Origin of the sequence: Marinimicrobium agarilyticum DSM 16975, from assembly GCF_000423345.1 — a bacterium.
GTDB lineage: Bacteria > Pseudomonadota > Gammaproteobacteria > Pseudomonadales > Cellvibrionaceae > Marinimicrobium > Marinimicrobium agarilyticum.
Map to the genome: position 1 here is coordinate 282,420 of NZ_AUHU01000004.1, position 24,282 is coordinate 306,701.

The following is a 24,282-nucleotide window of genomic DNA, read 5'->3' on the forward strand; positions in this document are numbered from 1 at the left end:
ATTAAGACTGCCAGAGAATTCTCGGGTTTTCTGCCGGAATGTTTGCCGCGGGGTGTCGAGGAATGACACGGGCGGTAAAATCCGAGTCTGGTCGGAGGCTGTCCAACAGGCCTTGGTATCGATAGGTGTGGGTCGCTTTCTGCAGGGTCGCGGCAGGGCTTAGTTCCAGGAGGATGGCCTCATCGGTCTCGCTGGGGTCCGCAATCAGTTGCACGGCGATGTACTCCGGACTTAATCCACCGAGTTGGATGTTCAGCCCGACGCGGCGGTGGCCATTGTCCTCGTCAAACTGCAGCTCGCCCAAGTGGATTTCATGCCAGTGCAGTGACACGGTGGCGTGCCACTGGAACAGCTCAGCGGCCAGTGCGCCATTTTCGCGTTGGCGTTCAGCCAGCGCGCGAGCGGCGGGTTCGTAGTAGTCATCCAGATATTGGCGAATCATTCGGTTGCTACTGAACGGCACGGTCAGGTGGGCCATACTGTGCCGAACCCGCTCCAGCCAGCCGGCTGGCAGATCGCTCGCATCTCGCCGGTAGAAAGAGGGCGTGATGTCGGCCTCCAGTATCCGGTACAGCGCTTCGGCTTCTTCGGGGTCCGCTTCGCGGGGGCGAGCGTCGCCGTTGCCCAGGGCCCAGCCGAACTCGGGGCGCCAGGCCTCCGCCCACCAGCCGTCCAGGCTGGATAGGTTGAGGCCTCCGTTCACCAATACTTTCATGCCGCTGGTGCCGCAGGCCTCCCAGGGACGACGCGGCGTGTTCAGCCAGACATCGACGCCCTGTACCAGTTGCTGAGCCAGCTCAATGTCATAGTCTTCCAGCACGACCACCCGATCTTTGACGTCCGGACGGCGGGCAAACCGGTACCAGGCCTGTAACGCTTGTTTGCCCCAATCATCGGCAGGATGCGCCTTGCCGGCGACAATGAGCTGGACTGGGTGACGCGGGTGGGTGAGCAGGGCGGCAAGTCGCTCCGGGTCCTGCAGTAACAGGTTGGGACGTTTGTATTCCGCAAAGCGGCGGGCGAAGCCCAGTGTCAGAATGTTCGGGTCCAGTGGCTGGTCGGTAAAAACGGCGCATTCGCCGGGATCGCTTTCCCGGCGCCACTGGTATTGCAGGCGTCGACGCACATAGTCCACCAATTGCGCGCGCCCCTGACCTTTCATTTGCCACAGGCTGTGGTCGTTCAACTGCTCCAGAGCGTCGGTGGGCATACGCTCCAGATCCTGGCGCCAACGGTCCGGGCCGAAACGTTGGTGCCATTCGTTATCGGCGCGCACGGAGTCCCAGGTGGGTACGTGCACACCGTTGGTGACGTGGCCGATGGGTACCTCGCGCTCGGGCCAGCGGGGGAACAGAGGCTGGAAAATCCGGCGGCTGACGGCTCCGTGCAAGGCGCTGACGCCGTTGGCACTGGCGCAGGTGCGGGTGGCCAGCCAGGCCATGTTGAACCATTCCCGTTCGTCCTCCGGGTTGGTCTTGCCCAGTGCCAGTAGCCGTTCAGCGGGCACGCCGAGTTGCTGGGTAAATTCGTCAATATAGCGGCGCAGCAACGGCGTCGGGTAGCGATCGAAACCCGCCTCGACCGGTGTGTGAGTGGTGAACACATTGCCCCCGCGGGTGGCCCAGAGCGCCTCGTCAAAGGAGACCTGATGGCGTTCGCGGTAGAGGCGCAGCCGCTCCAGGGTGGCAAAGGCGGCGTGGCCCTCGTTCAGGTGACACACATAATCGCCATGGCCGAGCGTTTCGATCAGGCGCCACCCGCAAATGCCCAGAGCGATTTCCTGAACCAGGCGCAGTTCCCGGTTACCGCCGTAAAGCTGACTGGTGATACCCCGATCCCCAGCCTGATTGCGTGGGTCATTGCTGTCGAGCAGGTACAGGGTGACCCGGCCAACGGTTACCTGCCACACCCGAAAGCGCACCCGTCGGCACAGAAACTCGGTGTCGATGTGCAGCCAACTGCCATCTTCCGCTTGTGCTCGGCGCAACGGCAGACTGCCCGGGTCGTTGTACAAATAGGTTTCCCGCTGCCAGCCGGTGTCGTCCAGGCTCTGATGGAAGTACCCCTGTTGATACAGTAGGCCCACGGCGACGAGCGGTACCCCCAGATCACTGGCGGTTTTCAGGTAATCTCCGGCGAGCATGCCCAGGCCTCCGGCATACAACGGGAGCGCGTCGCACAGGCCGTACTCCATGCTGAGGTAGGCAATGCCCTTAATGGCCGAGTCTGCGTAATGTTTTTGGTACCAGCTGGTATCGGTGAGGTATTTTTCCCGCGCCTGAGTCAATGTGTTCAGGGCGGCGAGAAAAGTTTTGTCACCGGCAATGCTCTGGAGTTGTTCGCCGCTGGTCAGTTGCAGTACTTCGACGGGGTTCTGGGTGTGTTCCCACACGTCCGGGTTGAGCTGCTGCCAGAGTTGGTCGCCATCGTGATTCCAGCTCCAGTACAAATCCATCGACAGCTCTCGCAAAATGGAGAGTGCTTCGGGAAGAGGACGGTTGGATAGGGCCATGTCAGTGTCCACGCAGGCGTCGGGTCAGCACTTTTTCCAACTCGACGATCAATAATATGGGGCTGGTCATCAACAGCACGACCAGCCAGTGATTGACGCTTAATGCGCTCACGTCAAAAATGCGCTGACTGAGGGGCCAATAGGTAAACAACCCCTGTAGTGTCAGCACCAACGCAATCGCAATCAGCGCCGGGCGCAGCCCTTTCCAATAGCGGATGTGCCATAGCGAATCGTTCAGGGTGCGGGCGCTCAACAGATAAAAGACTTCAAACAACACCATTGCGTTGACCGCGACGGAGCGGGCGAGTGATTCATTGCCCGAGGCGGACAGCTGCCACTCAAACAGACCGAATACCGTGACGGCCGCCAGGGCGCCCACCAGCAGAATACGATACAGCAATGCGCCGGTAATCAGCCCTTGCGTGCGAGGGCGGGGCGGGCGTTGCATGATATTGGCTTCACTCTGCTCAAACGCCATGGCCAGGGCGAGAGTAACCGCGGTCACCATGTTGACCCACAGAATTTGCACGGGGGTAATGGGCAAAATCCAGCCGAACAGAATGGCCAGCACAATCACAATGGCTTGGGCGAGGTTGGTGGGCAGAATGAATGCAATAGCCTTGACGATATTGTCGTATACCGTGCGCCCTTCGGCGACGGCCCGGGTAATGGTGGCGAAGTTATCGTCGGTCAGTACAAAGTCGGCCGCTTCCTTGGCGGCATCGGTGCCTTTCTGGCCCATGGCGATTCCGATATCCGAGGTGCGCAACGCGGGGGCATCGTTCACACCGTCGCCGGTCATGGCGACAGTGTGGCCTTTGGCTTGCAGTGATTTCACCAATTGGAGTTTGTTGGCGGGGCTGGTACGGGCAAACAGGTCGACCTGCTCGATCACGGCAATTCGTTCGGCGTCGCTCATTCGACCCAGCTCGGCGCCGGTAACGACCCGTTCGCTGTTCAGCCCCAATTCGCGACCGATGGCGGCGGCGGTCACCGGGTTGTCGCCGGTGATCATCAATACCCGAATGCCGGCGGCGTGACATTGGGCAATGGCGTCGACCGCTTCGGGGCGTGGCGGATCGCTGATGCCCACCATTGCCACCATCATCAGGCCGGCTTCCATGTGATGGTGGTGCAGTTCGTCCTGATCACTGTCCATTGGCTTGCGTGCCAGCGCCAAGACTCGCATACCCTGAGAGGCGAGTCGTTCCATTTGTTGTTGCCAGTAATCCCGGTCGAGGGCTTCGGGTCCGTTTGGTCCCAGTTGCTCATGACAGAGTTCCAGCAGGCGGTCCGGGGCACCCTTGATGGCCATTTCCCGGTCGCCGTCCGGGTGATCGTGCAGCACTGCCATGTAACGTTTTTCGGTTTCAAACGGCAGGCTGTCGATGCGCGGACAGTCCCGGCGGCATTCGTCGGCCTCCAGACCCTGCTTTAGCGCGAGCACCAGCAGGGCGCCCTCGGTGGGGTCGCCGTGCAACTGCCATTCGCCTTCTTTTTCAGTTACGTTGGCATCGTTGCACAGAAGAGCAATGCGGGAGGCGGCGGACAGCGGCGCACTCTCCCTGTCATCGCCCGGCGCGTGCTGCTCCGCTTTGATATCGCCTTCCGGGGCGTAGCCTTCGCCGCTGATGGTGTAACGGGTAGTGCTGGTGACCAGCGAACGGGCGGTCATGGCGTTGGCGGTCAGGGTGCCGGTTTTGTCCGAACAGATCACATCCACCGAACCCAGTACTTCCACGGCCGGCAGACGTCGCATCAGGGAGCGTTTGCGGGCCATGCGCTCCACGCCCAGGGCCAGGGTAATGGTAACCACCGCGGGTAGCCCTTCGGGGATGGCCGCCACGGCAATACCAATGGCGCCTTGAAACAAAGTGGCCAGACTCTGGTCATGCAGCAGTGCGCCCAGAGCGATGGTGACCGCGGTGATCAACAGTATGACTAGGGTCAGTTGTCCGGCGAAGGTTTGCAGTTGGCGCTGAAGGGGCGTCGGGTGCAGGGTGACGTCCTGTACCATCCGGTTGATGGTTCCAATCTCGGTGTCGGTCCCGGTATGGGTAACCAGGCCCCGGCCGCTGCCGTAGCTGATCAGCGTGCCCATGTAGGCCATGTTGAGTCGCTCGGCCAAAGGCGCATCCGTCGCCACCGGCTCGGTGATTTTGTCCACCCCCTGGGATTCTCCTGTCAGCAGGGCTTCATCACAGCGCAGGCTTTTGCTCTCCATCAGGCGAACGTCTGCCGGCACCTTATCGCCCGCCTGCAACAGCACCACATCCCCCGGGACGAGCTGTTCGCTGTCCAAGGTAATGGTGGCGCCATCGCGCTGCACCAGGCACTGGCTTCGGCTCATGGACAAGATGGCGCGCAGCGCCTGTTCGGCTTTACCTTCCTGCAGAAAACCGATGGTGGCGTTGATCAGTACCACGCCGGTAATGACGCCGGCGTCCACCCAATGATTGAGGAACAGGCTGATAAGGCCACTGACCAACAACACGTAAATAAACAGGTTGTGGAACTGGCGCAACCAACGTTTCCAGGCCGGAGTGGGAGGTTGTGTGGGCAGCGTATTGTGCCCCCATTGTGTCAGCCGCTGCTGAGCGTCGGCCCCGGTCAAACCGGTGGTGTTGCTGTTCCATTGGCGCAGGGCCGCCTCGACGGTCAGAGCGTGAGCCGGTTCGCTCCGGTCTGCAGAGCCCGGAGCGGCGCTTTGTGTGGCGCTTGCGTTGGAGTCCGTTGCCTTCATGCGCGGTCACTCAATCTGGTGGACCTGAGTCAGGTCACCTCGCTCAAAACCATCAATATTGTTCAGTGTGGTCTCCGCGATGGCGGTGAGTGCCTCGCGGGTAAAAAACGCCTGGTGCCCGGTGATGATGACATTGGGAAAGGTCAGTAAGCGGGCAAAGACATCGTCCTGCAGTAATTGACTGGAATGATCCTCGAAAAACAGATCGCCTTCCTCCTCATAGACATCAAGCCCTAGGTAGCCGACCTGGCTGGACTTGAGGCCGGTAATGACCGCCTTGGTGTCGATCAGGCCGCCTCGACCGGTATTGATCAGCATTACGCCGGGCTTCATCTGGATCAGGGTGTCGGCATTGATCAGGTGGTAGTTATCGGTCGTCAGAGGACAGTGCAGGGAAATAATATCGGACTGCGGCCAGAGCTCCTCCAGTGCAACATACTCCACGCCCTCGGTCCGCAATGCCGCGTCGGGAAACGGGTCGTAGGCGACGACCCGACAACCCAGGCCGAGCATAATGTGGGCGAAGGTCCGGCCGATTTTACCGGTGCCGATAATGCCCACGGTTTTGCCGTTAAGATCAAACCCGAGCAGGCCATTGAGGGAGTAGTCGTTTTCCCGAACCCGGTAGTGCGATCGGTGTAGTTGCCGGTTGAGCATCAGAATCAGTGCCAGGGTGTGCTCGGCGATGGCGTGGGGCGAATATTCCGGAACCCGGACCAGGGTTATACCCAGCGCCCGGGCGGTCTCCAGATCCACCTGGTTGTATCCGGCGCAGCGCAGTGCGACCAGTTTGACGCCCTGCTCCGCCAAGGCCTTCAACACCTTGGCATCCAGTTGGTCGTTCACAAAACAGCAGACCGCGGTACAGTCTTGTGCCAGCAGCGCGCTGTTGGGCTTGAGTGCGGCTTCGTGAAAAATCAGTTCGTGACGGCCCTGGTTGGCTTGATCCAGGAACGCTTTATCGTAGGGTTTGCAGCTGAATACAGCGACTTTCATTGCTTTTCCGCCTGAGCGATGTGTTGACTGGCCCGGATAATCGAGTCCGGGTTGAGGGAAATGGAGTCGATCCCACACTCCACCAGAAATTCGGCGAAGTCGGGGTGGTCGGATGGGGCCTGTCCGCAAATACCGACTTTGCGACCGTATTCGTGAGCGACGTTTATCACCTGTGAGATAAGGCGTTTTACCGCTTCGTCCCGGGCGTCGAACAGGGCACGCAGCGCCTGGGAGTCGCGGTCAATACCGAGTACCAGTTGGGTCAGGTCATTGCTGCCAATGGAGAAACCATCGAAGCGCTGGGCGAACTGTTCCGCCAGGATAATGTTCGAGGGAATTTCACACATCACATAAACCTGCAGCCCTCTTTCACCGCGTTTGAGTCCGGCTTCGGCCATTACATCCAGCACTTTGTCCGCTTCCGCCGGTGTGCGGCAGAAAGGGATCATGGCAATGACGTTGTCGAAGCCCATGTCGTCGCGGGCGCGTTTTAACGCCTGGCACTCCAATTGAAACGCTTCGCGGTAGCGCTCGTTGTAATAGCGGGAAGCGCCGCGCAGGCCGAGCATGGGGTTGTCTTCATCCAGCTCGAAATCCTCACCGCCGGTCAGCCCCCGGTACTCGTTCGACTTGAGGTCGGAAAAGCGCACGATGGCCGGGTGCGGATAGCAGGAGGCGGCAATTTTGCCGATACCGGTGGCCAGTTTATCCACGAAAAATTCGGCGGGATCCGGGTACCGGTAGGTCAGTGTGTTGATGATGTCCCGCGTTTGTTTCTGGGACACCCGCTCGGGGTGAAGCAGGGCCATGGGATGCACGCCGATCTGGCTGGAGATAATGAACTCGATACGGGCCAGACCGATGCCGCGAGTGGGAAGCTGCCACCAGTAGAGTGCGCCGTCGGGCATGGCGACGTTGATCATCAGGTCGGTGCGCGTGTGGGCCACTTGGTCCACGCGGATTTGCTGTACGTCAAAGGCGAGTTTGCCTTCGTAGACTTTGCCTTCGGCGCCCTGGGAGCAATCCAGTGTCACTTCTGCACCTTCGGTCAGACAGTCAGTGGCGTTGCCTGCGCCCACAATGGCGGGTACCTTCAGTTCCCGGCTGACGATGGCGGCGTGACTGGTGGCACCGCCACTGTTGGTAATAACCCCGGCGGCGCGGCGCATGATCGGCACCCAGTCCGGGTCGGTCCGGTCGGTTACCAGAATGCCACCCTTCGGGAACTGTTCGCTCTGATCGTGCCGGTCGAGTTTGCACACCGGACCGGAGGCGATAGCGCTGCCCACGCTGGCACCTTCGACCAGCACCCGGCCTTTTTCCTTCAGAGTGTAGCTGGAGAAGACCGCCCGGTCTTTTTGAGACTCGATGGTTTCCGGGCGGGCCTGCACGATATAAAGCTGGCCGGTTTCACCATCCCGGGCCCACTCAATGTCCATGGCCCGTTGGTAATGCTGTTCGATCAGTATGCCCCAGCGTGCCAGGGTGAGGATATCCTCATCGTCCAGCACCAGACGATTTCGGTCGGCCTCCGTTGTGGCTTCGGTGCGGGTGGTTTTATCCGAACCGGTGCCCGCCTCGGCATAGAGCATTTTTTCGGCCTTGCTGCCGCAGGTGCGTTCGACGATGGGCTGAAAGTCGCGTTCAAGCAGCGGCTTGTACACCATGTAACGGTCTGGATTGACGCTGCCTTTGACCACGGATTCACCCAGCCCCCAGGCACCGTTGATCAGCACCATGTCGGGGAAGCCGCTTTCGGTATCCAGGGTAAACATGACCCCGGCGCACCCCAGGTCTGAGCGCACCATCTGTTGTACGCCGATCGACAGGGCGACCTGGTCGTGGGTAAAGCCGTTCTGTTCCCGATAGGCGATGGCGCGGTCGGTGTACAGCGACGCCAGGCAGGCGCGACTGGTGCGCAGCAAGGCCTCCAGGCCCCGAACATTCAGGTAGCTTTCCTGTTGGCCGGCGAAACTGGCTTCCGGCAGATCTTCGGCGGTGGCGGAGCTGCGCACGGCCACGGGGCAATCGGGTTGCTCCAGGCGGTCACACAGCTGTCGGTACGCCTGCTCAATGGCGCTGCGCTGTTCATCGGTGAACTCGCCATCGAGAATCAGGGCGCGTATGGCGGCGCCGGTGTCCGCCAGGCTTTGCCGCCCCTCCTCCCGTGCGGCCAGTTGGTCGGCCATCGGCTGCGCCAAGTGGTTGGCGTCGATGAAGTCCCGGTACAGTTGAGCGGTAATGGCAAAGCCGGGGGGAACGGGTACCCCTGCCGATTGGAGCGAATGGGTCATTTCGCCCAGGCTGGCGTTTTTGCCCCCGACTTGGCCAATGTCGTCCAGGGTGATTTGTTCAAACCACAAAATGGAGTCTGACTGCGTCATGGTGCACCTGTTTGCGAAGAGTGTTGCGAAAGGCTGTTGTTATCAGTCTAGACGTTATGGAAGGGCCGGGACTTGCGCCAGATCAGAAACTTGTTGAATGGCAGAGACGTTGCGCCCCTAATTAATCAGCAACATAGTGGTGCCCATCAGATACAGGATCATGACGGCGACGCTTTCAACGCCGATGCGGCCCAGACCGTACCGTTCCCGGCGAATCAGGCCCATCATCAATATGCCCGACATCAGCAGGGTCAGCGCGACCCAGAAGTGAACCTGTTGGGGAATGGCGTGGTAAATGGAGCCGTCCTGGTAGGCGATGTCTGAGGCTGCGGTGAACAGCGTGTCAAAGGCATTGCCACCGATAATACCGCTCACGGCCATGGTCAGCGCGCCGCGTCGGACCGCCGCGACTGAGGTGACCAGTTCGGGAATCGAGGTGCTCACGGCGGTCAGCAGTACCCCGACAAGGGTCTGGCTCAGGCCCGCATTGGTGGCGATCCCCGTGGCGGCGGACTCCAGGGTCCAACCCGTGACGCCGAGAATGGCCATCAAGACCAGAAATTCTCCCCACAAGCGCGACAGCGACGGCATTTTTGCGGTGTCGTCGGGGACGTCCTCCCGGGTCTCGCGCGTGCGCATGGGGTGCCACATGGGGCGGTCTGAGGCGTCTCGGACCAAGTGGAGGCCATAGAGGTAAAAGCCGAGCAGCACGGGGGTGACGGGGTGGACACCCCATACGGTGACGCTGGGCAGAAAAGGGGCCAACAGAATCAGTGCGAGCAGACAGATCAGTAACGCATTCTGCATCATGTTGGGCGCCGAGGCGGCCGCGTGTTCAAGGTTGGCGCGGCGATACGCCATGTCCGCGATGGCGAGAAAAAACGTCTGAACGGCAATGCCGCCCAAGGCGTTGCTGACAGCGAGTTCGGCGTGGCCGTTCCAGGCGGCGGTCACTGACAGGACCGAGCCGCCCAGAGAGGTAGAGGCCCCTAACAACACCGCCCCGGCCGCCGCTTCACCAATACCGGTGCGGTCGGCGAGCTGGTCTACCACGCGCGCGATGCGCGTGCCGGCCAGGGCAATGAGCAACGCGCAACCGGCGAAAACCAGCACGCTGTCGAGCAAACTCCAGTTGTCCGGGTCCAAGGGTATCAACACAATTCCTTCGGCTGAAAGTGAACATCAACCGCCTCACCCTTACACAATTCGGGAAGGGCGGCAACCTGAACAGCCTGTATTGGGGCGGGGCTTGCCGTCGCGTCCTTGCTGCGCGGCAGGTTCAGGAAAGGTTTGCCAATGGCCTGATCAGGCGCTTTGCTTGATGGCAATTTTCGCCACATGCTCACCCTGAAAACGCGCGATGGTCAGCTCGTTTTCAGTCGGCTGTCGGCTGCCATCGGGGCCTGCCAGAGTACTTGCGCCGTAGGGCGTACCGCCGCTGACTTCATCCATATTGGTCAGTGCCGGCACCGAGTAGGGAACGCCGACTATGATCATGCCCTGATGCAGCAGTGTGGTGTGAAATGAGGTGATGGTGGTTTCCTGTCCGCCGTGTTGACTGGCGGTGGAGGTGAATACGCTGCCGACTTTACCGACCAGCTTGCCCTTGGCCCAGAGCCCACCGGTCTGGTCCAGAAAGTTGCGCATCTGACCGCACATATTGCCGAAGCGGGTGGGCGTGCCAAAAATGATGGCATCGTAATTTTCCAGCTCCTCGGGCTTGGCGATCGGTGCCTCCTGGTCGAGCTTCGCGCCAGCGTTTTTGGCAACGTCTTCGGGCATGGTTTCGGGCACCCGCTTGAGAGTGACTTCAATGCCTTCCACGCCCTTGGCGCCTTCGGCGATGGCCTTGGCAAGGGTTTCGATATGGCCATACATGCTGTAATACAGTACCAGTACTTTTGTCATGGGTGTCTCCTTTTGAAATACAACGTTAGGGTTTCTGGTATGCGATTACGAGCATAACAAGCGTCTGGATGGGAGGCACGCACGGTGCAGGGGCCTCTTAACGTTAATTAACAGTCTTTGCGTGGCGGCGATTGCCGAACTTCCGGGTAAGAGATGGCGAACGTTCGCGGAGGGAAGCCAGTGTCACTGGCAAAGGGGGGTTTCTGCGGGCGGCAAGCATGCGCCCCAGCTTGGGGCGCATGCTCCTAGTACAGCGACCTACTTCCTGTTCCAGAAAAGCAGAGCTGATACAGCCCCGGCCGCAAGAGCCGCGCCTGCGATCAACGTTGTGGGGTTCGCCTTGGCGTAGTTTCTTGCGCGACGAAACCGTTTGCGAGACTGGTGGGCCACGTCGGAGCCCTTCTCTTCAATGAGTTGTCTGGCCCGCTCTACGCGGTCTTGAGTGGGGTTTGATCCTGACATGATGTTTCGAACTTGCATGAGCTTTCTCCTTACCGGTAGCCGGTTTTGTGAAGTCTCGTTCGACAAATCTGCTCGATAAATCCGAGTCCGTTACTAGATATGGGGACTAGATCTGAATTTTAAACCGTTTCAAGCGCAACGCGTTGCCGAGCACGAACACACTGGACAGCGCCATGGCGCCCGCCGCGAAAATAGGCGACAACAAAACGCCAAACACGGGGTATAGCAAGCCCGCGGCCAACGGGATCAGCGCGGTGTTGTAGGCGAAGGCCCAGAACAGGTTCTGCTTGATATTACGCATGGCCGCCCGGGAGACCGCAATGGCTTGTGCTGCACCGGCCACATCGCCTTTGACCAGCACAATATCGGCGCTTTCAATGGCGACGTCGGTGCCGGTGCCCATGGCGATGCCGATATCCGCCTGGGCGAGGGCGGGTGCGTCGTTGATGCCGTCACCCACGAAGGCGACTTTTCGTCCTTGTTGTTGAAGCTTTTTCAGTGCCTCGACCTTGCCGTCAGGCAACACATCGGCCACCACGTCGTCGATGCCCAACTCCTTCGCCACGGCGCGAGCGGTTTTCTCGTTGTCCCCGGTCATCATCACCACCTTGAACCCCTCTTTGTGCAGGTAGCGAATGGCCCGAGGAGTGGAGTCTTTCACGGTGTCCGCGACGGCAAGCAGCCCCGCGACCTGGTTATCCACCAACAGATACAGCGGCGTTTTTCCCGCCTCCGCGAGGGCTTCGGCCTGGTCCTCAAGCGGATTGTTTATCCCTCGCTGCTCCAGAAGCCGTTTCGCTCCCATGGCCATGGAGCGCCCATCGACGGTGGCTTCAATGCCGTAACCGGTCAAGGCATTGAAATCCCGGGCTTGCGGCACTGTCAGAGATTCCTCTTTGGCCGCCGTGAGAATGGCTTCGGCGATCGGGTGTTCTGAGCGGTTTTCCAGCGCCGCCGCCCAAGCCAGCAGCTGTTGCCGTTCCATCCCTTCGGCGGGGATCAGGTCAGTAAGAGCGGGTTCTCCTCGGGTGAGCGTACCGGTTTTATCCAGCGCGATGGTGTCCATATCCCGCAGGGCCTGCAATGCTTCGCCGTGGCGAAACAGCACGCCCATTTCGGCCGCGCGGCCGGTGGCCACCATGATGGAGGTGGGGGTGGCGAGGCCCATGGCGCAGGGGCAGGCGATGATCAGTACCGATACCGCGTTGACCAGCGCGAAGGTCAGGGCCGGCTCGGGGCCGAAGACCAACCAGACCACCAGCGTCAAGAAGGCGGCGGCCATCACCGCCGGTACAAACCAGAGCGTGACTTTGTTGACCAGGGCCTGAATCGGGAGTTTGGAACCCTGGGCGTTCTCCACCATCTGGATGATCTGGGCCAGCATGGTGTCGTCGCCCACTTTGGTGACTGTAAACGAGAAGGTGCCGCTTTTGTTCAAGGTGCCGCCGACAACGGTATCGCCTTCGCCTTTTTCGGCGGGAAGCGCTTCGCCGGTCAGCATGGATTCGTCGATGTAGGAGTGACCCTCAGTGATTTCGCCATCCAGAGGAATTTTTTCCCCGGGGCGAACGATGACCACCTCACCACGCTGCACGTCGTCGGGTGCGACTTCCACTTCCTCGTCGTCGCGCAGGACTCGCGCTTTCTTGGCCTGAAGGCTGACCAGGCGGGCGATCGCCTGGTTGGTCCGCCCTTTGGCTCTGGCCTCCAGCAGACGGCCCAACAGAATGAGGGTGACAATCACGGCGGCCGCTTCGTAATAGACATTCACGGCGTTTTCCGGAAGGACTCCGGGTACAAAGGTGGCCACGACAGAGTAACCCCAAGCCGCGGTCGTGCCCAGTGCGACCAGCGAGTTCATGTCCGGGCCGAGGCGACGGAGGGCGGGAATACCCAGTCGAAAAAAGCGCAGACCGGGGCCGAAGAGTACCACGCTGCTCAGGATGAACTGGGTCGTCCAGAGCGTCTGTCGACCCAGAGCGTCCATCAGAGACTCGTGCAACCCCGGGATGACATGGCTGCCCATCTCAAGAACAAACACGGGTAGAGTCAGCACCAATGCTAACCAGAAAGCGCGCTGCAGGCTTTGTTGTTCCCGTTCGCGTTCTTCGCGTTGAGCATCGCTGCTCTGGCGGCTGGAGCGGGCCGGCTCAGCGCTGTAGCCACTGTGTTCCACCGCTTTGATCAGTGTATCCAGGGTGACGCTGTCTTTGGTGACCGAGACCCGCGCTCCCTCGGTGGCGAGGTTTACGCTGGCTTCGGACACCCCGGGCACCTCACTCAGGGCTTTTTCCACCTTGGCGGCGCAGGAGCCGCAGCTCATGCCGCTGATGTGCAGATTGAAGTCTTTGGCGTCGGTCATTGAATGGTATCTCCTTGAAGAACAGGGAGCCATCCTAAACCTTCCAGTGACTGGAAGGTCAAGCCGAAGTTTTCATCCGCTGGCGGGTCCTGCGCTCGGCTACAGTCGACCGGCCTGTACTTCCCGGTGAGCGTAATCCACGGCCCGGGCGGTGAGTGCCATATAGGTGATACTCGGGTTCTGTGTGCCGGAACTGGTCATGCAGGCGCCGTCGGTCACGAACACGTTGGGTACATCGTGCATCTGGTTCCACTGGTTGAGCACACTGGTTTGTGGATCCCGCCCCATACGTGCTGTGCCCATCTCGTGAATACAGGCGCCGGGCGCGGTGGCGTCGTTGTTCCAGGTAATATCGGTGCAGCCGGCTGCCTCCAGCATCTGAACGGCGCTTTTGACCCCGTCTTCGCGCAGCTTGAATTCGTTGTCACGAAGCTTGGCGTCGAAGGTGATCAGCGGCATGCCCCATTGATCCTTTTGGCTGAAATCCAGATACATACGGTTGTCGTGATAGGGCAACATTTCGCCGAAACAGGTCATCCGCACATGGTAGGCGCCGGGCTTGAAAATCGCCTGTTTCAAGGATTTTCCCACCGCGCCGGCGGGAATGTTTTCGATGCGTTTGGCATCGCCCTGATAGCTGAACCCACGACGGTAATCGGCTTTTTGACTGGCTTCGTCAATATTGGTGAAACGGGGAATATAAAAACCGACCGGCTTGCGGCCGGAGTAGTAGGTGTCTTTCAAGTCCGGCAGATAGCCCGCCGCGCCCATGCCGTAGTGGTGGTCCATCATGTTGTGACCGAGTTCACCGCTGCGGTTGCCCAGGCCATTCGGGAATTGCTCGGAGCGGCTGTTGAGCAGGATGGCGGTGGTGCCAACGGTGCTGGCGTTGCAGAAAATAATTCGGGCGGAGATCTGCTCTTCTTCTTTGGTGTTGGCGTCGATAATACGCACGCCGCTGGCTTTGCCGGAGTCGGCATCGTAGACAATTTCCTTGACGATGCTGAACGGTCGAACCGTCAGGTTACCCGTGGCCTCGGCCACTGGCAGCGTGGCGGACTGGCTGGAAAAGTAGGCGCCAAATGGGCAACCCCGCCAGCACCGGTCCCGGGCCTGACACTGGCCACGGGTGCCTTTGTGAACCTCAGGGTTGTACTCGGACAGGTTGGCCACCCGCCCCGGCGTTACGACCCTTTCGGGAAACTGTTCGGCCACGGTTTCGCGCAGGTGCTGTTCGGCGCAGTTGAGGGGGAAGGGCTTCAGGAACTTGCCATCGGGCACCTGTTTGAGCCCTTCGGCCTGGCCGGCAATGCCGACGAAGGTTTCGACGTAGTCATACCAGGGCTCGATATCCCGGTAGCGAATGGGCCAGTCGATGGCGATGCCTTCCTTTTTGTTGGCTTCAAAGTCGATATCGCTCCAGCGGTAGCAATGACGGCCCCACATAATGGAGCGACCCCCGACGTGATGGCCGCGGATCCAGTCGAACCGCTCATCTTCGAGATACGGGTATTCGTCGTCTTTGTTGATCCAGTGTTTGTTGGCCTGGGTGACCCACCAGGCCAACCGGCTCTGTTTGGGGTAGTGTTCTTCGACTTCCGCCCGCGGAACCTTGTCCCGGTGGGGTAGATCCCAGATGTCGTCGTGGGCCGTGGGGTATTCGCCGTGGCGAACGTCGCGGCCACGCTCCAGAATCAGGGTTTTGTAGCCTTTCTGGCAAAGCTCCATCGCGGCGAATCCGCCGCTGATACCGGAGCCGATGACAATTGCATCAAAATCGGTAGTCATAATCAGATCGCCCAAGCGGTATTGTTGACGTCATCGACGGAAATACAGGGTTGGTACTGGCCGGGAATCGGGAGATAGTTGAGGTGCTCCTCCGCGATGGTTTCGGAGGTGAGGTAAAAAATCACCACTTGTTGTTTGAGCATCACCAGGGCCTCCCGGGCACTCGCTACGCTCGCCTCGTCGGCGGTTTCCAGCTCGCTCAGCAGCGCTTCGCGCTCCTCGGCGTTCAGTCCGGCAAACCCCTGACGCTCGAGAAACGCCTCAAGATCGGCCCATACTCGCCGAAACGAATTGACATAGTCGGTGTTGAGTACCAGTCCCAGCATACTGTCGAGCGTCTCCGGTACGCCGACGGCACTGGCCGCCGGGCTGTCGGTCGCGGGCAGCAAGGTGTCCGCGACCAAGGTGACTCGCGCGAAACTGTCCGGGGAGAAAAAATGGTGCCCGGCCAGCCCATTGGGGGCGGTAGGGGGCTTTGTCTCGGGAGGGGACTCGGTGCAACCGGTCAATACGGCGGTTGCCAGAGGGGTGGCAATGGCGGCGCCACTGAGCCAGGCAGCGGTTTTCAGAATGTCGCGTCTGTTCATGATAAAGCCGATAGTTGAGGTGATTTCAGTGTGACAACGTTTATGGGATCGGATTACAAACGCGGCCGCACGGCGATTATTATGACTATTGTTTGCCCACCACAGATGGCGGGGGAAGCACTAAATGTGTGTCTGACTATAAATGTAAGCAAACTCGAAGGCGGGTGCAAGTACCTCTTGCGAGGGTTTTCCGCCCCGGCATTTTCCTTCCCCGGGATAGGCGTAAACGCTTGCCAGCCCAGGCTGGGCTTGCGAAGATAGCCACAGCTAGACGGAACTGAACACAACATACACCGTCTCAACGGTGTTCGAGGCAAATAGAGGATAGCTGTGTCCCATCTCCATGAGAGCGAGCAACTGCGCCGGCTACAGGCCATTCTCGAAGGTACCCGCGCCGGCACCTGGGAGTGGAATGCTCATACGGGCGAGCAGCGAATCAACGAGCGTTGGGCTGAAATGCTCGGTTACACCCCCCGGGAGCTTGAGCCGATCAGCATTGCCCTCTGGCACCGCCTGTGCCACCCCGATGATCTGGCGCGTTCCAACGAGGTTTTCCAGAAGCATTTCGACGGTGAGCTGCCCTATTACGAGTGTGTGGTGCGCTTGCGTCACAAAGCCGGCCACTGGGTCTGGATTCATGACCGGGGCCGACTGATCAGCCGTACCGCCGAGGGGGACCCGGAGTGGGTGGTGGGTACCCACATCGATGTCAGTGAACAGCATATTAACGCTCAGTTACTGAGCAAGCTGGCGCAAACCGTTCCGGGGGTGATCTATTCCTTTCGCATGTACGCGGACGGTCAGTTCGAGTTCCCCTATATCAGCGATGGCGTGCGCGACTTTTACGGACATGACCCCGAAAGCATTCGCCAGAACCCTAATCTGGTGTTTGAGGTGGTTCATCCGGATGATCTGGAGAAGCTTCACGCCTCCATTCTTGAATCCTATGAAACCCTGAATCAATGGAACTGCGAGTATCGCGTGGTGATTGATGACAGCGAAATCTGGCTCGAAGGAATGGCGACGCCCGAGCGGGACTGGGAGGGCCAGGACATGGTGACCTGGTACGGGGTGGTGGTGGACATTACCCACCGCAAACGGTTGGAGGAGCGGTTGGTGCAGTTGTCGGTGACCGATGAGCTCACCGGTTTGTATAACCGGCGTTTTCTGCTACAACGCTTGGCGGAATTACTGGAGGAGTACCGGCGTCACAGCGTTGTGTTTTCCCTGGCGCAGATTGATCTGGACTGGTTCAAATCCATCAACGACACCCATGGCCATTTGATGGGGGATGAAGTGCTCAAGGCCTTTGCTGCCACTTTGAAAAACCGTTTGCGTCACAATGATATTGCCGGGCGCTCCGGCGGGGAGGAGTTCCTGATTCTCCTGCCCCATACCCGCGGCCCGGAAGCGCGGGACCTGATTGAAGCCATTCGCGAGGCGTTTGCCAGCACCGAATTTTTTGGAGACGATTTTGAGGTGTTCAAAACCAGTTTCAGTGCTGGTGTTACGGAAGTCTTCAACAGCGATTACCGTTTTGACCAGCTGCTCTCCCGTGCTGATGCCGGCTTATACAAGGCAAAAGGACTGGGAAGAAACCGCGTTCATCTGGTGATGGACAATCAAATCTCCAACGATGCCGCGGGGGCAAACTGACAGTGGGTGCATTGCTGTTCAAACTCAACCAGGTACCGGAAGACGAAGCCGAGGAGGTTCGGCAGCTGTTTGAAGCGAATGATGTCCCGACTTACGAGACGCATGCTGGTTTTTGGGGTTTGGGCGTATCGGCCATCTGGCTGGCCGACCCCGAGCAGTTGCCCGAGGCAAAGGCGTTGCTGAAAAAGTATCAGAGCGAGCGTCAGGCTCACCAGCGGTCCCTCAAAGCCGAGCGGGAAGCGACCGGTGAGCAGCCCACCTTTGTCAAACGCGCCCTGCAAACGCCGGTACGCTTCATTGCCATGATCCTGGCGATCGGCGTGATTCTGGCGCTATCGATTCTCCCGTTTGTGGGTTTGATCGGCGCCTGGTGAGGCCCCGCGTTTCGCCCGGCAAGACGCTACATGTTGACCCAGCTATTGAGCGCTCGCAACTTGAATTCGTAGCCCCGGTAGCGCATCACGGCCCCGTCTTTCTCTATGCTTTCCAGTGTCAGGTCCGGCGCGACCTGTTCGCCCGCGCGGTATTCTTTGCCGTTGATCATTACGCGGCTTGCAGCATTGTTGCGATAGTCGTGCTGCTGGTAATTGATCGACGGCATGGTTTGTTGGAGGTTCCAGGGCAGATCGCGAACGCTGGCGATTTGGGGGGGCGGGAGAAGCCCTTCTGGGGCTGGCTCCGCCTCCGATAACCGCACGGCCGTGGGCTCGGGCCGCTCCGGTAGAGTCCGGGTATGGCCGTCGGCCCCCGCAATCGCCCGAGCGGACGTCTCAGGCGTCGCTTCGACGCTATTGTTCGCCGTGCGATACAAAGCGGTAATCGATTCGTCCTCAACTTGCGGGGATTGGTAAAGCTCAGCAATGGCTGGAGGCTTGCCAGTTGGCGTTTGCGTTTCCGCGGCCTGCACCGAGGTCGGTCCAGAGGCCGCCACTGGTGCTTGTGCGGTCCGGCTGGGAGACTCGCTCTGCGGCGTGGGAGCGGGTGTGGATGGCGGCCGGTTCAGCGCAACAAACAGGGTGATGATGAGCGCCAGTGCCGTCCCTGCGCCTGCCAACCACCAGGCCAGCCTTGGCCCCGATACGTTGGTCGGCGGTGGGGTGGTGGGGGTGTCCAGCGAGGGCAGGGGTTGGTCCTGCTTTTGCCGCTCACGGTCGGCGCGTTGCAGCGCGTCCAGAATCATCGACATGTCAGCGCTCCTCCGGAACCGGCTTCAACCCGGGGTCCAGCCCCAGGGCTCGGGAGAGCTGTAGGAGGGTGTTTTCCCCAAAAAGGCCATCGGCGGTCAAGTCGTACTGGCGCTGGAACAGTTCCACCCGCTTGCGCAGCGCGGCATTGTAGCGGTCGCTCGTCAGGGGCGTGCTCTCGCCATCCAACTCGGCAAAACGTTCCGCCAACCAGCGAACCGCCGCGTTGCGCTCGCTGGGAGCCAGACTACCGTCGAATTCGGCGGGCCGGAACCAGAAATAGTGCACTTCCCCATTCCACATCGACGCCAGTTCGGACCATTGGATGAACTGCTCTTCACCGTCGGCCCAGGTCAGAGCCCGCGTATCCCCCAGACCCAGCAGTGGCACGTAGGCCAGCTTGCGCTCGGGGGTGATCAGGGTCATTACAACCGGCCGGTCCAGAGCTATCAGGTCATTCCAGGTATCGAGCCGCGTCTGGGCACAGTGGTGACCGGCCTCGTCATCCTCGATGCAGGGTGAGCCGGAGTTGGGTATCTGCAAACCAACGACGGTCGCGAGCTGTCGCTGGGCCTCCGGCAGGCGCAGCGGCCAGTTATGGTCCAACAGCGTCGGTGCCTTGGGTTCCGGCACGGCGGGCGTCTCAACGGGCGCTTCGACGGGTACCGGTGCAGCCACGACTTCGGGAGCGGCCGTTTGGGGCGATACAGTGGTCGGAGCGCCGCCAAAGAGCCATCCCAGAGCCAGGCCTCCGGTCAGCAGCGCAATGCCGCCGCCCAACTGCCACCAGAGGCGTGGAACTGATTGGACAGTGCCGCGAGATGCCGAGGGACGGGGGCTGGCCGTTATCGGCTGGGCGGCCGGCGGCAGTGGCTGGACCGGTGCGCTTGACGCCGGCTCGGCCCGTTCGCCGGTAATTTCCCGGCGGGCCTGCTCAAACAGGGACTGGTCGATTTCCGTACGGTTCTGGCCGTAAGCACCGAGCAGCATGCGTTCGCACAGAATGTTGATCAGCCGGGGTATGCCGCCACTGAAGCGGTGAACTTCTCGCTCGATTTTTTCGGGAATCAACTGTCGGTCTTCCGCCAGGCCAGCCACATGCAGCCGGTGGCGAATGTAGGCGGCGGTTTCTTCCTGGGTCAGGGGGCGCAAGTGGAAACGGGCAGTAATGCGCTGCGCCAGTTGACGCAGGGAGGGCTGTGCCAGCAGGTCACACAGCTCGGGTTGACCCACCAGGATGATGTTCAGCAGTTTCTCGGTATGGGTTTCGAGATTGGTCAGCAGGCGTATCTGCTCCAGGGCCTCGGCACTCAGGGACTGGGCTTCGTCAATCAGCAGGACGGTTTTGCGCCCCTGCATGTGATTGTCGAGCAACTGGTTGTACAGCGCGTCGGTCAGGGTTTTGACAGTGGGACGGTCGGCAATGTATTTGGCTCCCAGTTCGTCGCAGATGGTGGATAACAACTCGGGCACCGAGGCCATGGGGTTGAGCACCAGGGCAATGTCGGTGTTCTCCGGCAGTTGCTCGAGCAGACAGCGGATGATGGTCGTTTTGCCGGTGCCGACTTCACCGGTCAACTGCACGAAGCCACCGCCCTGCAGGCCAAACAGCAGGTGCGCGAGGGCTTCCCGGTGCTGTTCGCTCATGTAGAGGTAGCGCGGGTTGACGGCAATGGCGAAGGCGGATTCGGTGAGTCCGAAGAACTGGTGATACATGGTGATAGGCGCGTTTATCCTTGAGTTATCGTCGGCCTGCCAGAATAGCGGCAAATCCTACCGGCGGAAAGGGTTGCTTTCTGTGCCCTAGGGCACAGATTTCAAACTATGTGCTAGGGCTTCCCTGATTTTGTCCAGGGATTTCCGGTTTGTCCGGGCCGTGAAGGGGGCGCTGGTCCCGGGCACGTTGTTAATAGCTCCTTTGTTCAGTGGCCATTTTAGGCGGGAAAGATATAGGCTTGCGAAGTAGAAGAAGGAGTGCCATCATTGATTTATACTACAAATAAAAAGCCGATTCAGGCCCCGTTTCAATGGAAAGCGATATGAGCAAGCATATCCCTCAAAAAGTCCTGATTGTGGGCGGTGGCACCGCTGGCTGGATGACCGCGAACCTGATGCTGGCCGCCTGGGCCGATCAGGGGGTGCAGGTCTCCCTGGTCGAGTCGCCGGACGTAGGTATTATCGGAGTGGGGGAAGGCTCCACGCCGGTGTTGAAGCGCTTCTTTACTATGGCCGGCATCCCGGAACGGGAATGGATGCCGGCCTGTAATGCCACCTACAAGGCAGGTATTCGTTTCATCGGCTGGTCTTCCCGCCCCGGATATGAGTCCTACTTTCATCCCTTCTTTTCGACCTTTGATGAGCACCCCATCCGGACCTTTTTATCTGATGCTGATCGACACCGGTGCAACCAAGCCTCTGGTGTTCATCCAGACCCCTATTTCCTTACTTCCCAACTTGCCAATGACAAGCTATCCCCCCGGCCCGGGTTGGGGCAATTGAAAGATCAAATTGATTACGGCTACCACTTTGATTCTGGCCTTCTGGGAGAGTTTTTGCGCAAGCAGGCCGTTAAAAAAGGGCTGCGCTATATACGTGATCATGTGGAAGTGGTGGAACGGGGTAGAGACGGTGCCATCTCTCAGATAACCACACGGGCCTCTGGAGCGTTGAGCGCGGATCTTTATGTTGACTGTACCGGTTTCTCCGGTTTACTGATCAAGGAGGCGTTGGGTGAGAGGCTGATTTCCTTTAAGAACAACCTGTTTAACGACTCGGCGATGGCCGTACAGACGCCAATGGATACAAACGCCCCCATCGCTCCAGAAACCCGCTCTGAGGCCTTGTCGGCCGGGTGGGTCTGGAATATTCCACTTTTCAATCGTTATGGTAATGGTTACGTCTACAGCTCGGATTTCATTTCTCGTGATGCCGCCGAAACCGAATTTCGGGCGCATCTGGGGTTGCTGGAGGCGGATGTGGCGGTTAGGCATTTGTCTATGCCCGTGGGGCGTATCGAGAACCACTGGAAGCACAATTGCGTGGCGATAGGCCTGTCTCAGGGGTTTATAGAACCCTTGGAGGCGACGGCACTGATGACGGTTCAGTTGAGTATCGAGAATATTATTTCGTTTCTCAGTCGGGCTCCCGATATTAATCAATCCTTGCGCGAGACCTACAATGCCAACGTCAATAATGTTATCGAGGGCATTCGCGACTATATTGTGGCGCACTTTATGATGAACAGCCGTAGCGATACCGACTACTGGCGTTCCTGTCGCAATGATAGCCAACCGTCCGAGGCACTTGATTCCCTCCTGCGTGCCTGGCATTCCAGCGATGACTTTCAGGCTGAGCTGGTCCGGCAAGGCGCACGCCAAAGTTATACGCCCGCCTCTTGGTACTGCCTGCTGGCGGGCTATGGACGGCTGCCCGGTGGGCCGAGCGATGCGGTGGCCTCATCAGCCGCTTCGGGTACGCTTGGCTTTCAGGTGCTCAAACAGCAACATGGGGACTCATTGGTGGACCATCGGGCCCAGCTCAAGGCGTTGCATTCGCTGCCGAGCTAGCGTCCGCCACCTGGTGACTAAATCGTTGGCGCAGGAGTGAGTTTGTGCCGCTCGGGGAGGCGCTCTGTGGTAATTTATGACCCCGATGAGCTTTGAGTCCTACAAAGGTTGATCTTATGATAAAGAACGCATTTTTAGCCATTTTCACTATGTTGTTTATATCGGCCGTCATCAGTACGGCCCACGCAGAGGAGTACCCAGTGCGCCACATTGTTGCCTTTAAGTATACCGACGGAGCGACCGACGCTCAGATTCAGCAAGTAACGGACGCGTTTCGTGCTTTGCAGCATAAGATCCCCGGGGTTGTCTCCTTTGAGCACGGCGTCAATAACAGCCCGGAGGGATTGAATAAGGGGTTCAAGCACGTTTACGTGGTTACCTTCGAAGATGAGAAGGCGAGGGACGCCTACCTCCCGCATCCGGAGCACAAGAAGTTTGGTGCGCTGCTGGAGGAGCTCGGCATCCTGGAAGATGCGTTTGTGATCGACTATTCGTTAACCGAGTAGAGTGCCCGCGGCGTTGTTGCCATTGCATTGGCAAGAACGCCGCGAGTGTAAGGCCCCTTAAGCGAAGGCGCGATGTCTTCGTCCCTTCGTCCGCTCGCTATTTCGGCTACTGTGCCCTCGCCCGTTCGGCTTCTGTTTTCAGATTAAAGACCTTCCGCATGACGATTGCCGCTGGGCAAAAACCCGTGAACGATTGCTGAAACAGGTTGGCGCCGACGAATACGGTCAGCCAGATGAAGGCCGGGTGGACCCAGACCGTCAGAGCGACGGATAGCAGGACCATGAATCCGGCGAAGGCGGTAACGGCTTTTTCAAGACTCATAACGGTAACTCCTCTAGAAAGAATAACGCATACGCAGGTAGGCGTTTTGGTTGTCTTCGAGTTGTCCGAAGAAGGTGTGGGCTTCTTCGCCGAAGAACAGGTTTAAGCCGGCGCTCAGACTCAGGTGGTCATCGAACCGGTAGTCCAGCGCGGGACGGAGGTGACCGTCCCGGTCGCTGGGGGAATAAAAACCGAACAGTGACAACGTGAGCCGGTCCCGCGCGTCGCGCCAGCTCAGGTGCGTGGTCACCAGAGTGCGGTTCTGCTCGGGCTCCCATTCGGGATTGGGGCTGTGGGCGAGCAGGGCAGCGTGGTTTTGGGTGTGTTCCAGATAGAGTTGCACACTTGCAGTCAGTCGCGCCATCAGTTCCCGCTCATAGCCCAGCAGGCCACGCCATTGGCTGTTGGGTAGACCCGGTTTGTTGCCTTCGGAGTCCTCGGTGCTGTCGTGGTAGGCCACCTCGGCGTTGATCAGCCCCGTGCCCACTGGCGAGCGAGCGGATGCCCCCCAGACTCGCAGTGGCGCGAAGGTGGGCTGTGGGTTTACGGTCGGTGCGTCTGGTTCGCTCAGGGCCATGGGGCTTTTGGTGTAGCCGTCGTACCCATAGAAAGCCAGCTCCAGTGACCCCAGGTTGCGGTAAACGCGCAGCGCGAGTTCGTCCTCGTCCGGCTCAAGCGCAGTAAACGCTTGTGCTTCGCCAATCAGGGACCCCGCGACCGGGTTGAACAGTGAAAGGCGTTCGGCCCTCAGGTAGTTGTCCGGGGTAAACTCCGGCGTCCACGCCAGTTCAACATTGGCCCAGTCGAAGTAACCGGAAAGGCGAACGGCATCCTGAGGGGCTTTGAGGTACTCGTTGTCCCGACCGATGAAGAAGGCCTGCCAGTCTTTCGCAAAGAGGTCGTTCAGAAAGAGGTAATCCCCGGTGCCCCAGGTCATTACCTGACGACCCAGTTTGACGTCCAGGTTGGACCGGGGGCTGAACCCCAGGCTCAGTTCCCGGGCCTGGGCATCCCACTCATCCAGTACTCCGTCGTACAACAGGTCGCCTTTGGCGGTGTACTGGATCGAGGAAAGCTGGCCGTCAGTTTCCAGCCGCACGCGGGCGTCGCTCAGGCTAATGCGCTCATGATAGGGGCTGGGCTCCAGCCGGCTACCAACGCCGAATTCGGCAAAGCCATACAGGGGAAACGCCGACTCTGCTTCCGCCTCCCACCCGCCGGTTTCCCAATCGTCCCAGCCATCCTCCGCTTGGGCGGTGGCGGCGAGCAGGGCGAACGTCAACAGCATTTGTCTCACGTGGGTCTC

The 24,282-nt window shown here is 59.6% G+C and carries 17 protein-coding genes; 4 read left to right on the forward strand and 13 right to left on the reverse strand.

Translation table 11 applies throughout. The features are described from left to right. Nucleotide 1: 1 nt before the first annotated feature. From glgP to G547_RS0104325, 9 genes are all read right to left on the reverse strand, one after another. Nucleotides 2–2,512, reverse strand: coding sequence for an alpha-glucan family phosphorylase (glgP, locus tag G547_RS0104280; protein ID WP_027328776.1), 2,511 nt, complete (start codon nucleotides 2,510–2,512; stop codon nucleotides 2–4). A gap of 1 nt (nucleotide 2,513) precedes the next feature. Then, a complete protein-coding gene (locus G547_RS20105; RefSeq protein ID WP_051234793.1) occupies nucleotides 2,514–5,255 on the reverse strand; it encodes a cation-translocating P-type ATPase in 2,742 nt (913 codons plus the stop codon). 6 nt (nucleotides 5,256–5,261) lie between these two features. Next, entirely contained in the window at nucleotides 5,262–6,251 is a 990-nt protein-coding gene (locus tag G547_RS0104290) for a 2-hydroxyacid dehydrogenase (protein ID WP_027328777.1), read from the reverse strand. Then, nucleotides 6,248–8,635: a phosphoenolpyruvate synthase gene (gene ppsA / locus G547_RS0104295; RefSeq protein WP_027328778.1), complete on the reverse strand. Its 2,388-nt coding sequence runs from the start codon at nucleotides 8,633–8,635 to the stop codon at nucleotides 6,248–6,250. Before ppsA ends, G547_RS0104290 begins: the two co-directional genes overlap by 4 nt. A 117-nt stretch (nucleotides 8,636–8,752) precedes the next feature. Beyond that, nucleotides 8,753–9,793: a sodium:calcium antiporter gene (locus G547_RS0104300; protein ID WP_211224494.1), complete on the reverse strand. Its 1,041-nt coding sequence runs from the start codon at nucleotides 9,791–9,793 to the stop codon at nucleotides 8,753–8,755. Between the two features lie 147 nt (nucleotides 9,794–9,940). Next, a complete protein-coding gene (wrbA, locus tag G547_RS0104305) occupies nucleotides 9,941–10,543 on the reverse strand; it encodes an NAD(P)H:quinone oxidoreductase (RefSeq protein WP_027328780.1) in 603 nt (200 codons plus the stop codon). Nucleotides 10,544–11,111: 568 nt separating this feature from the next. Next, nucleotides 11,112–13,367 carry a heavy metal translocating P-type ATPase gene (locus tag G547_RS20110; protein ID WP_051234795.1) on the reverse strand — a complete coding sequence of 752 codons (2,256 nt, stop codon included), beginning with the start codon at nucleotides 13,365–13,367 and terminating at the stop codon, nucleotides 11,112–11,114. A 99-nt stretch (nucleotides 13,368–13,466) separates the two neighbouring features. Further along, nucleotides 13,467–15,155, reverse strand: a complete 1,689-nt coding sequence (locus G547_RS0104320) for a GMC oxidoreductase (RefSeq protein WP_036187018.1) — start codon at nucleotides 15,153–15,155, stop codon at nucleotides 13,467–13,469. 2 nt (nucleotides 15,156–15,157) lie between these two features. Then, a complete protein-coding gene (locus tag G547_RS0104325; RefSeq protein ID WP_027328783.1) occupies nucleotides 15,158–15,742 on the reverse strand; it encodes a gluconate 2-dehydrogenase subunit 3 family protein in 585 nt (194 codons plus the stop codon). Between the two features lie 330 nt (nucleotides 15,743–16,072). On the opposite strand from G547_RS0104325, the gene G547_RS20115 reads away from it, so the two are divergent. Both G547_RS20115 and G547_RS0104335 read left to right on the forward strand, forming a co-directional pair. After that, nucleotides 16,073–17,398, forward strand: a complete 1,326-nt coding sequence (locus G547_RS20115) for a sensor domain-containing diguanylate cyclase (protein WP_051234796.1) — start codon at nucleotides 16,073–16,075, stop codon at nucleotides 17,396–17,398. Between the two features lie 2 nt (nucleotides 17,399–17,400). Further along, nucleotides 17,401–17,772 (forward strand): DUF6164 family protein, encoded by a 372-nt coding sequence (locus G547_RS0104335; protein ID WP_036187021.1) that lies wholly within the window; start codon nucleotides 17,401–17,403, stop codon nucleotides 17,770–17,772. 26 nt (nucleotides 17,773–17,798) lie between these two features. On the opposite strand, the gene G547_RS0104340 is transcribed toward G547_RS0104335, so the two are convergent. Both G547_RS0104340 and G547_RS0104345 read right to left on the reverse strand, forming a co-directional pair. Continuing rightward, a complete protein-coding gene (locus G547_RS0104340; protein WP_027328785.1) occupies nucleotides 17,799–18,584 on the reverse strand; it encodes a general secretion pathway protein GspB in 786 nt (261 codons plus the stop codon). 1 nt (nucleotide 18,585) lies between these two features. Beyond that, nucleotides 18,586–20,298: an ExeA family protein gene (locus tag G547_RS0104345; RefSeq protein ID WP_027328786.1), complete on the reverse strand. Its 1,713-nt coding sequence runs from the start codon at nucleotides 20,296–20,298 to the stop codon at nucleotides 18,586–18,588. A 323-nt stretch (nucleotides 20,299–20,621) separates the two neighbouring features. On the opposite strand from G547_RS0104345, the gene G547_RS20120 reads away from it, so the two are divergent. Next, nucleotides 20,622–22,148 carry a tryptophan halogenase family protein gene (locus G547_RS20120; protein ID WP_051234797.1) on the forward strand — a complete coding sequence of 509 codons (1,527 nt, stop codon included), beginning with the start codon at nucleotides 20,622–20,624 and terminating at the stop codon, nucleotides 22,146–22,148. 200 nt (nucleotides 22,149–22,348) lie between these two features. Then, the gene (locus G547_RS0104355) at nucleotides 22,349–22,654 is read left to right on the forward strand and encodes a Dabb family protein (protein ID WP_211224495.1); all 306 of its coding nucleotides are present in this window, start codon (nucleotides 22,349–22,351) and stop codon (nucleotides 22,652–22,654) included. Between the two features lie 106 nt (nucleotides 22,655–22,760). Here G547_RS0104355 and G547_RS0104360 read toward each other — a convergent pair whose 3' ends face one another. Further along, nucleotides 22,761–22,976 carry a YgaP family membrane protein gene (locus tag G547_RS0104360; RefSeq protein ID WP_027328788.1) on the reverse strand — a complete coding sequence of 72 codons (216 nt, stop codon included), beginning with the start codon at nucleotides 22,974–22,976 and terminating at the stop codon, nucleotides 22,761–22,763. Nucleotides 22,977–22,989: 13 nt separating this feature from the next. After that, entirely contained in the window at nucleotides 22,990–24,273 is a 1,284-nt protein-coding gene (locus tag G547_RS0104365) for a hypothetical protein (protein ID WP_027328789.1), read from the reverse strand. Nucleotides 24,274–24,282 lie beyond the last annotated feature (9 nt).

Coding starts and splice junctions, on each gene's coding strand:
- G547_RS0104340 (WP_027328785.1), bottom strand. CDS start 18,584: ATGTCGATGATTCTGGACGCGCTGCAACGCGCCGACCGTGAGCGGCAA.
- G547_RS20120 (WP_051234797.1), top strand. CDS start 20,622: ATGAGCAAGCATATCCCTCAAAAAGTCCTGATTGTGGGCGGTGGCACC.
- G547_RS0104320 (WP_036187018.1), bottom strand. CDS start 15,155: ATGACTACCGATTTTGATGCAATTGTCATCGGCTCCGGTATCAGCGGC.
- ppsA (WP_027328778.1), bottom strand. CDS start 8,635: ATGACGCAGTCAGACTCCATTTTGTGGTTTGAACAAATCACCCTGGAC.
- G547_RS0104345 (WP_027328786.1), bottom strand. CDS start 20,298: ATGTATCACCAGTTCTTCGGACTCACCGAATCCGCCTTCGCCATTGCC.
- G547_RS0104290 (WP_027328777.1), bottom strand. CDS start 6,251: ATGAAAGTCGCTGTATTCAGCTGCAAACCCTACGATAAAGCGTTCCTG.
- glgP (WP_027328776.1), bottom strand. CDS start 2,512: ATGGCCCTATCCAACCGTCCTCTTCCCGAAGCACTCTCCATTTTGCGA.
- G547_RS20105 (WP_051234793.1), bottom strand. CDS start 5,255: ATGAAGGCAACGGACTCCAACGCAAGCGCCACACAAAGCGCCGCTCCG.
- G547_RS0104325 (WP_027328783.1), bottom strand. CDS start 15,742: ATGAACAGACGCGACATTCTGAAAACCGCTGCCTGGCTCAGTGGCGCC.
- wrbA (WP_027328780.1), bottom strand. CDS start 10,543: ATGACAAAAGTACTGGTACTGTATTACAGCATGTATGGCCATATCGAA.
- G547_RS20110 (WP_051234795.1), bottom strand. CDS start 13,367: ATGACCGACGCCAAAGACTTCAATCTGCACATCAGCGGCATGAGCTGC.
- G547_RS0104360 (WP_027328788.1), bottom strand. CDS start 22,976: ATGAGTCTTGAAAAAGCCGTTACCGCCTTCGCCGGATTCATGGTCCTG.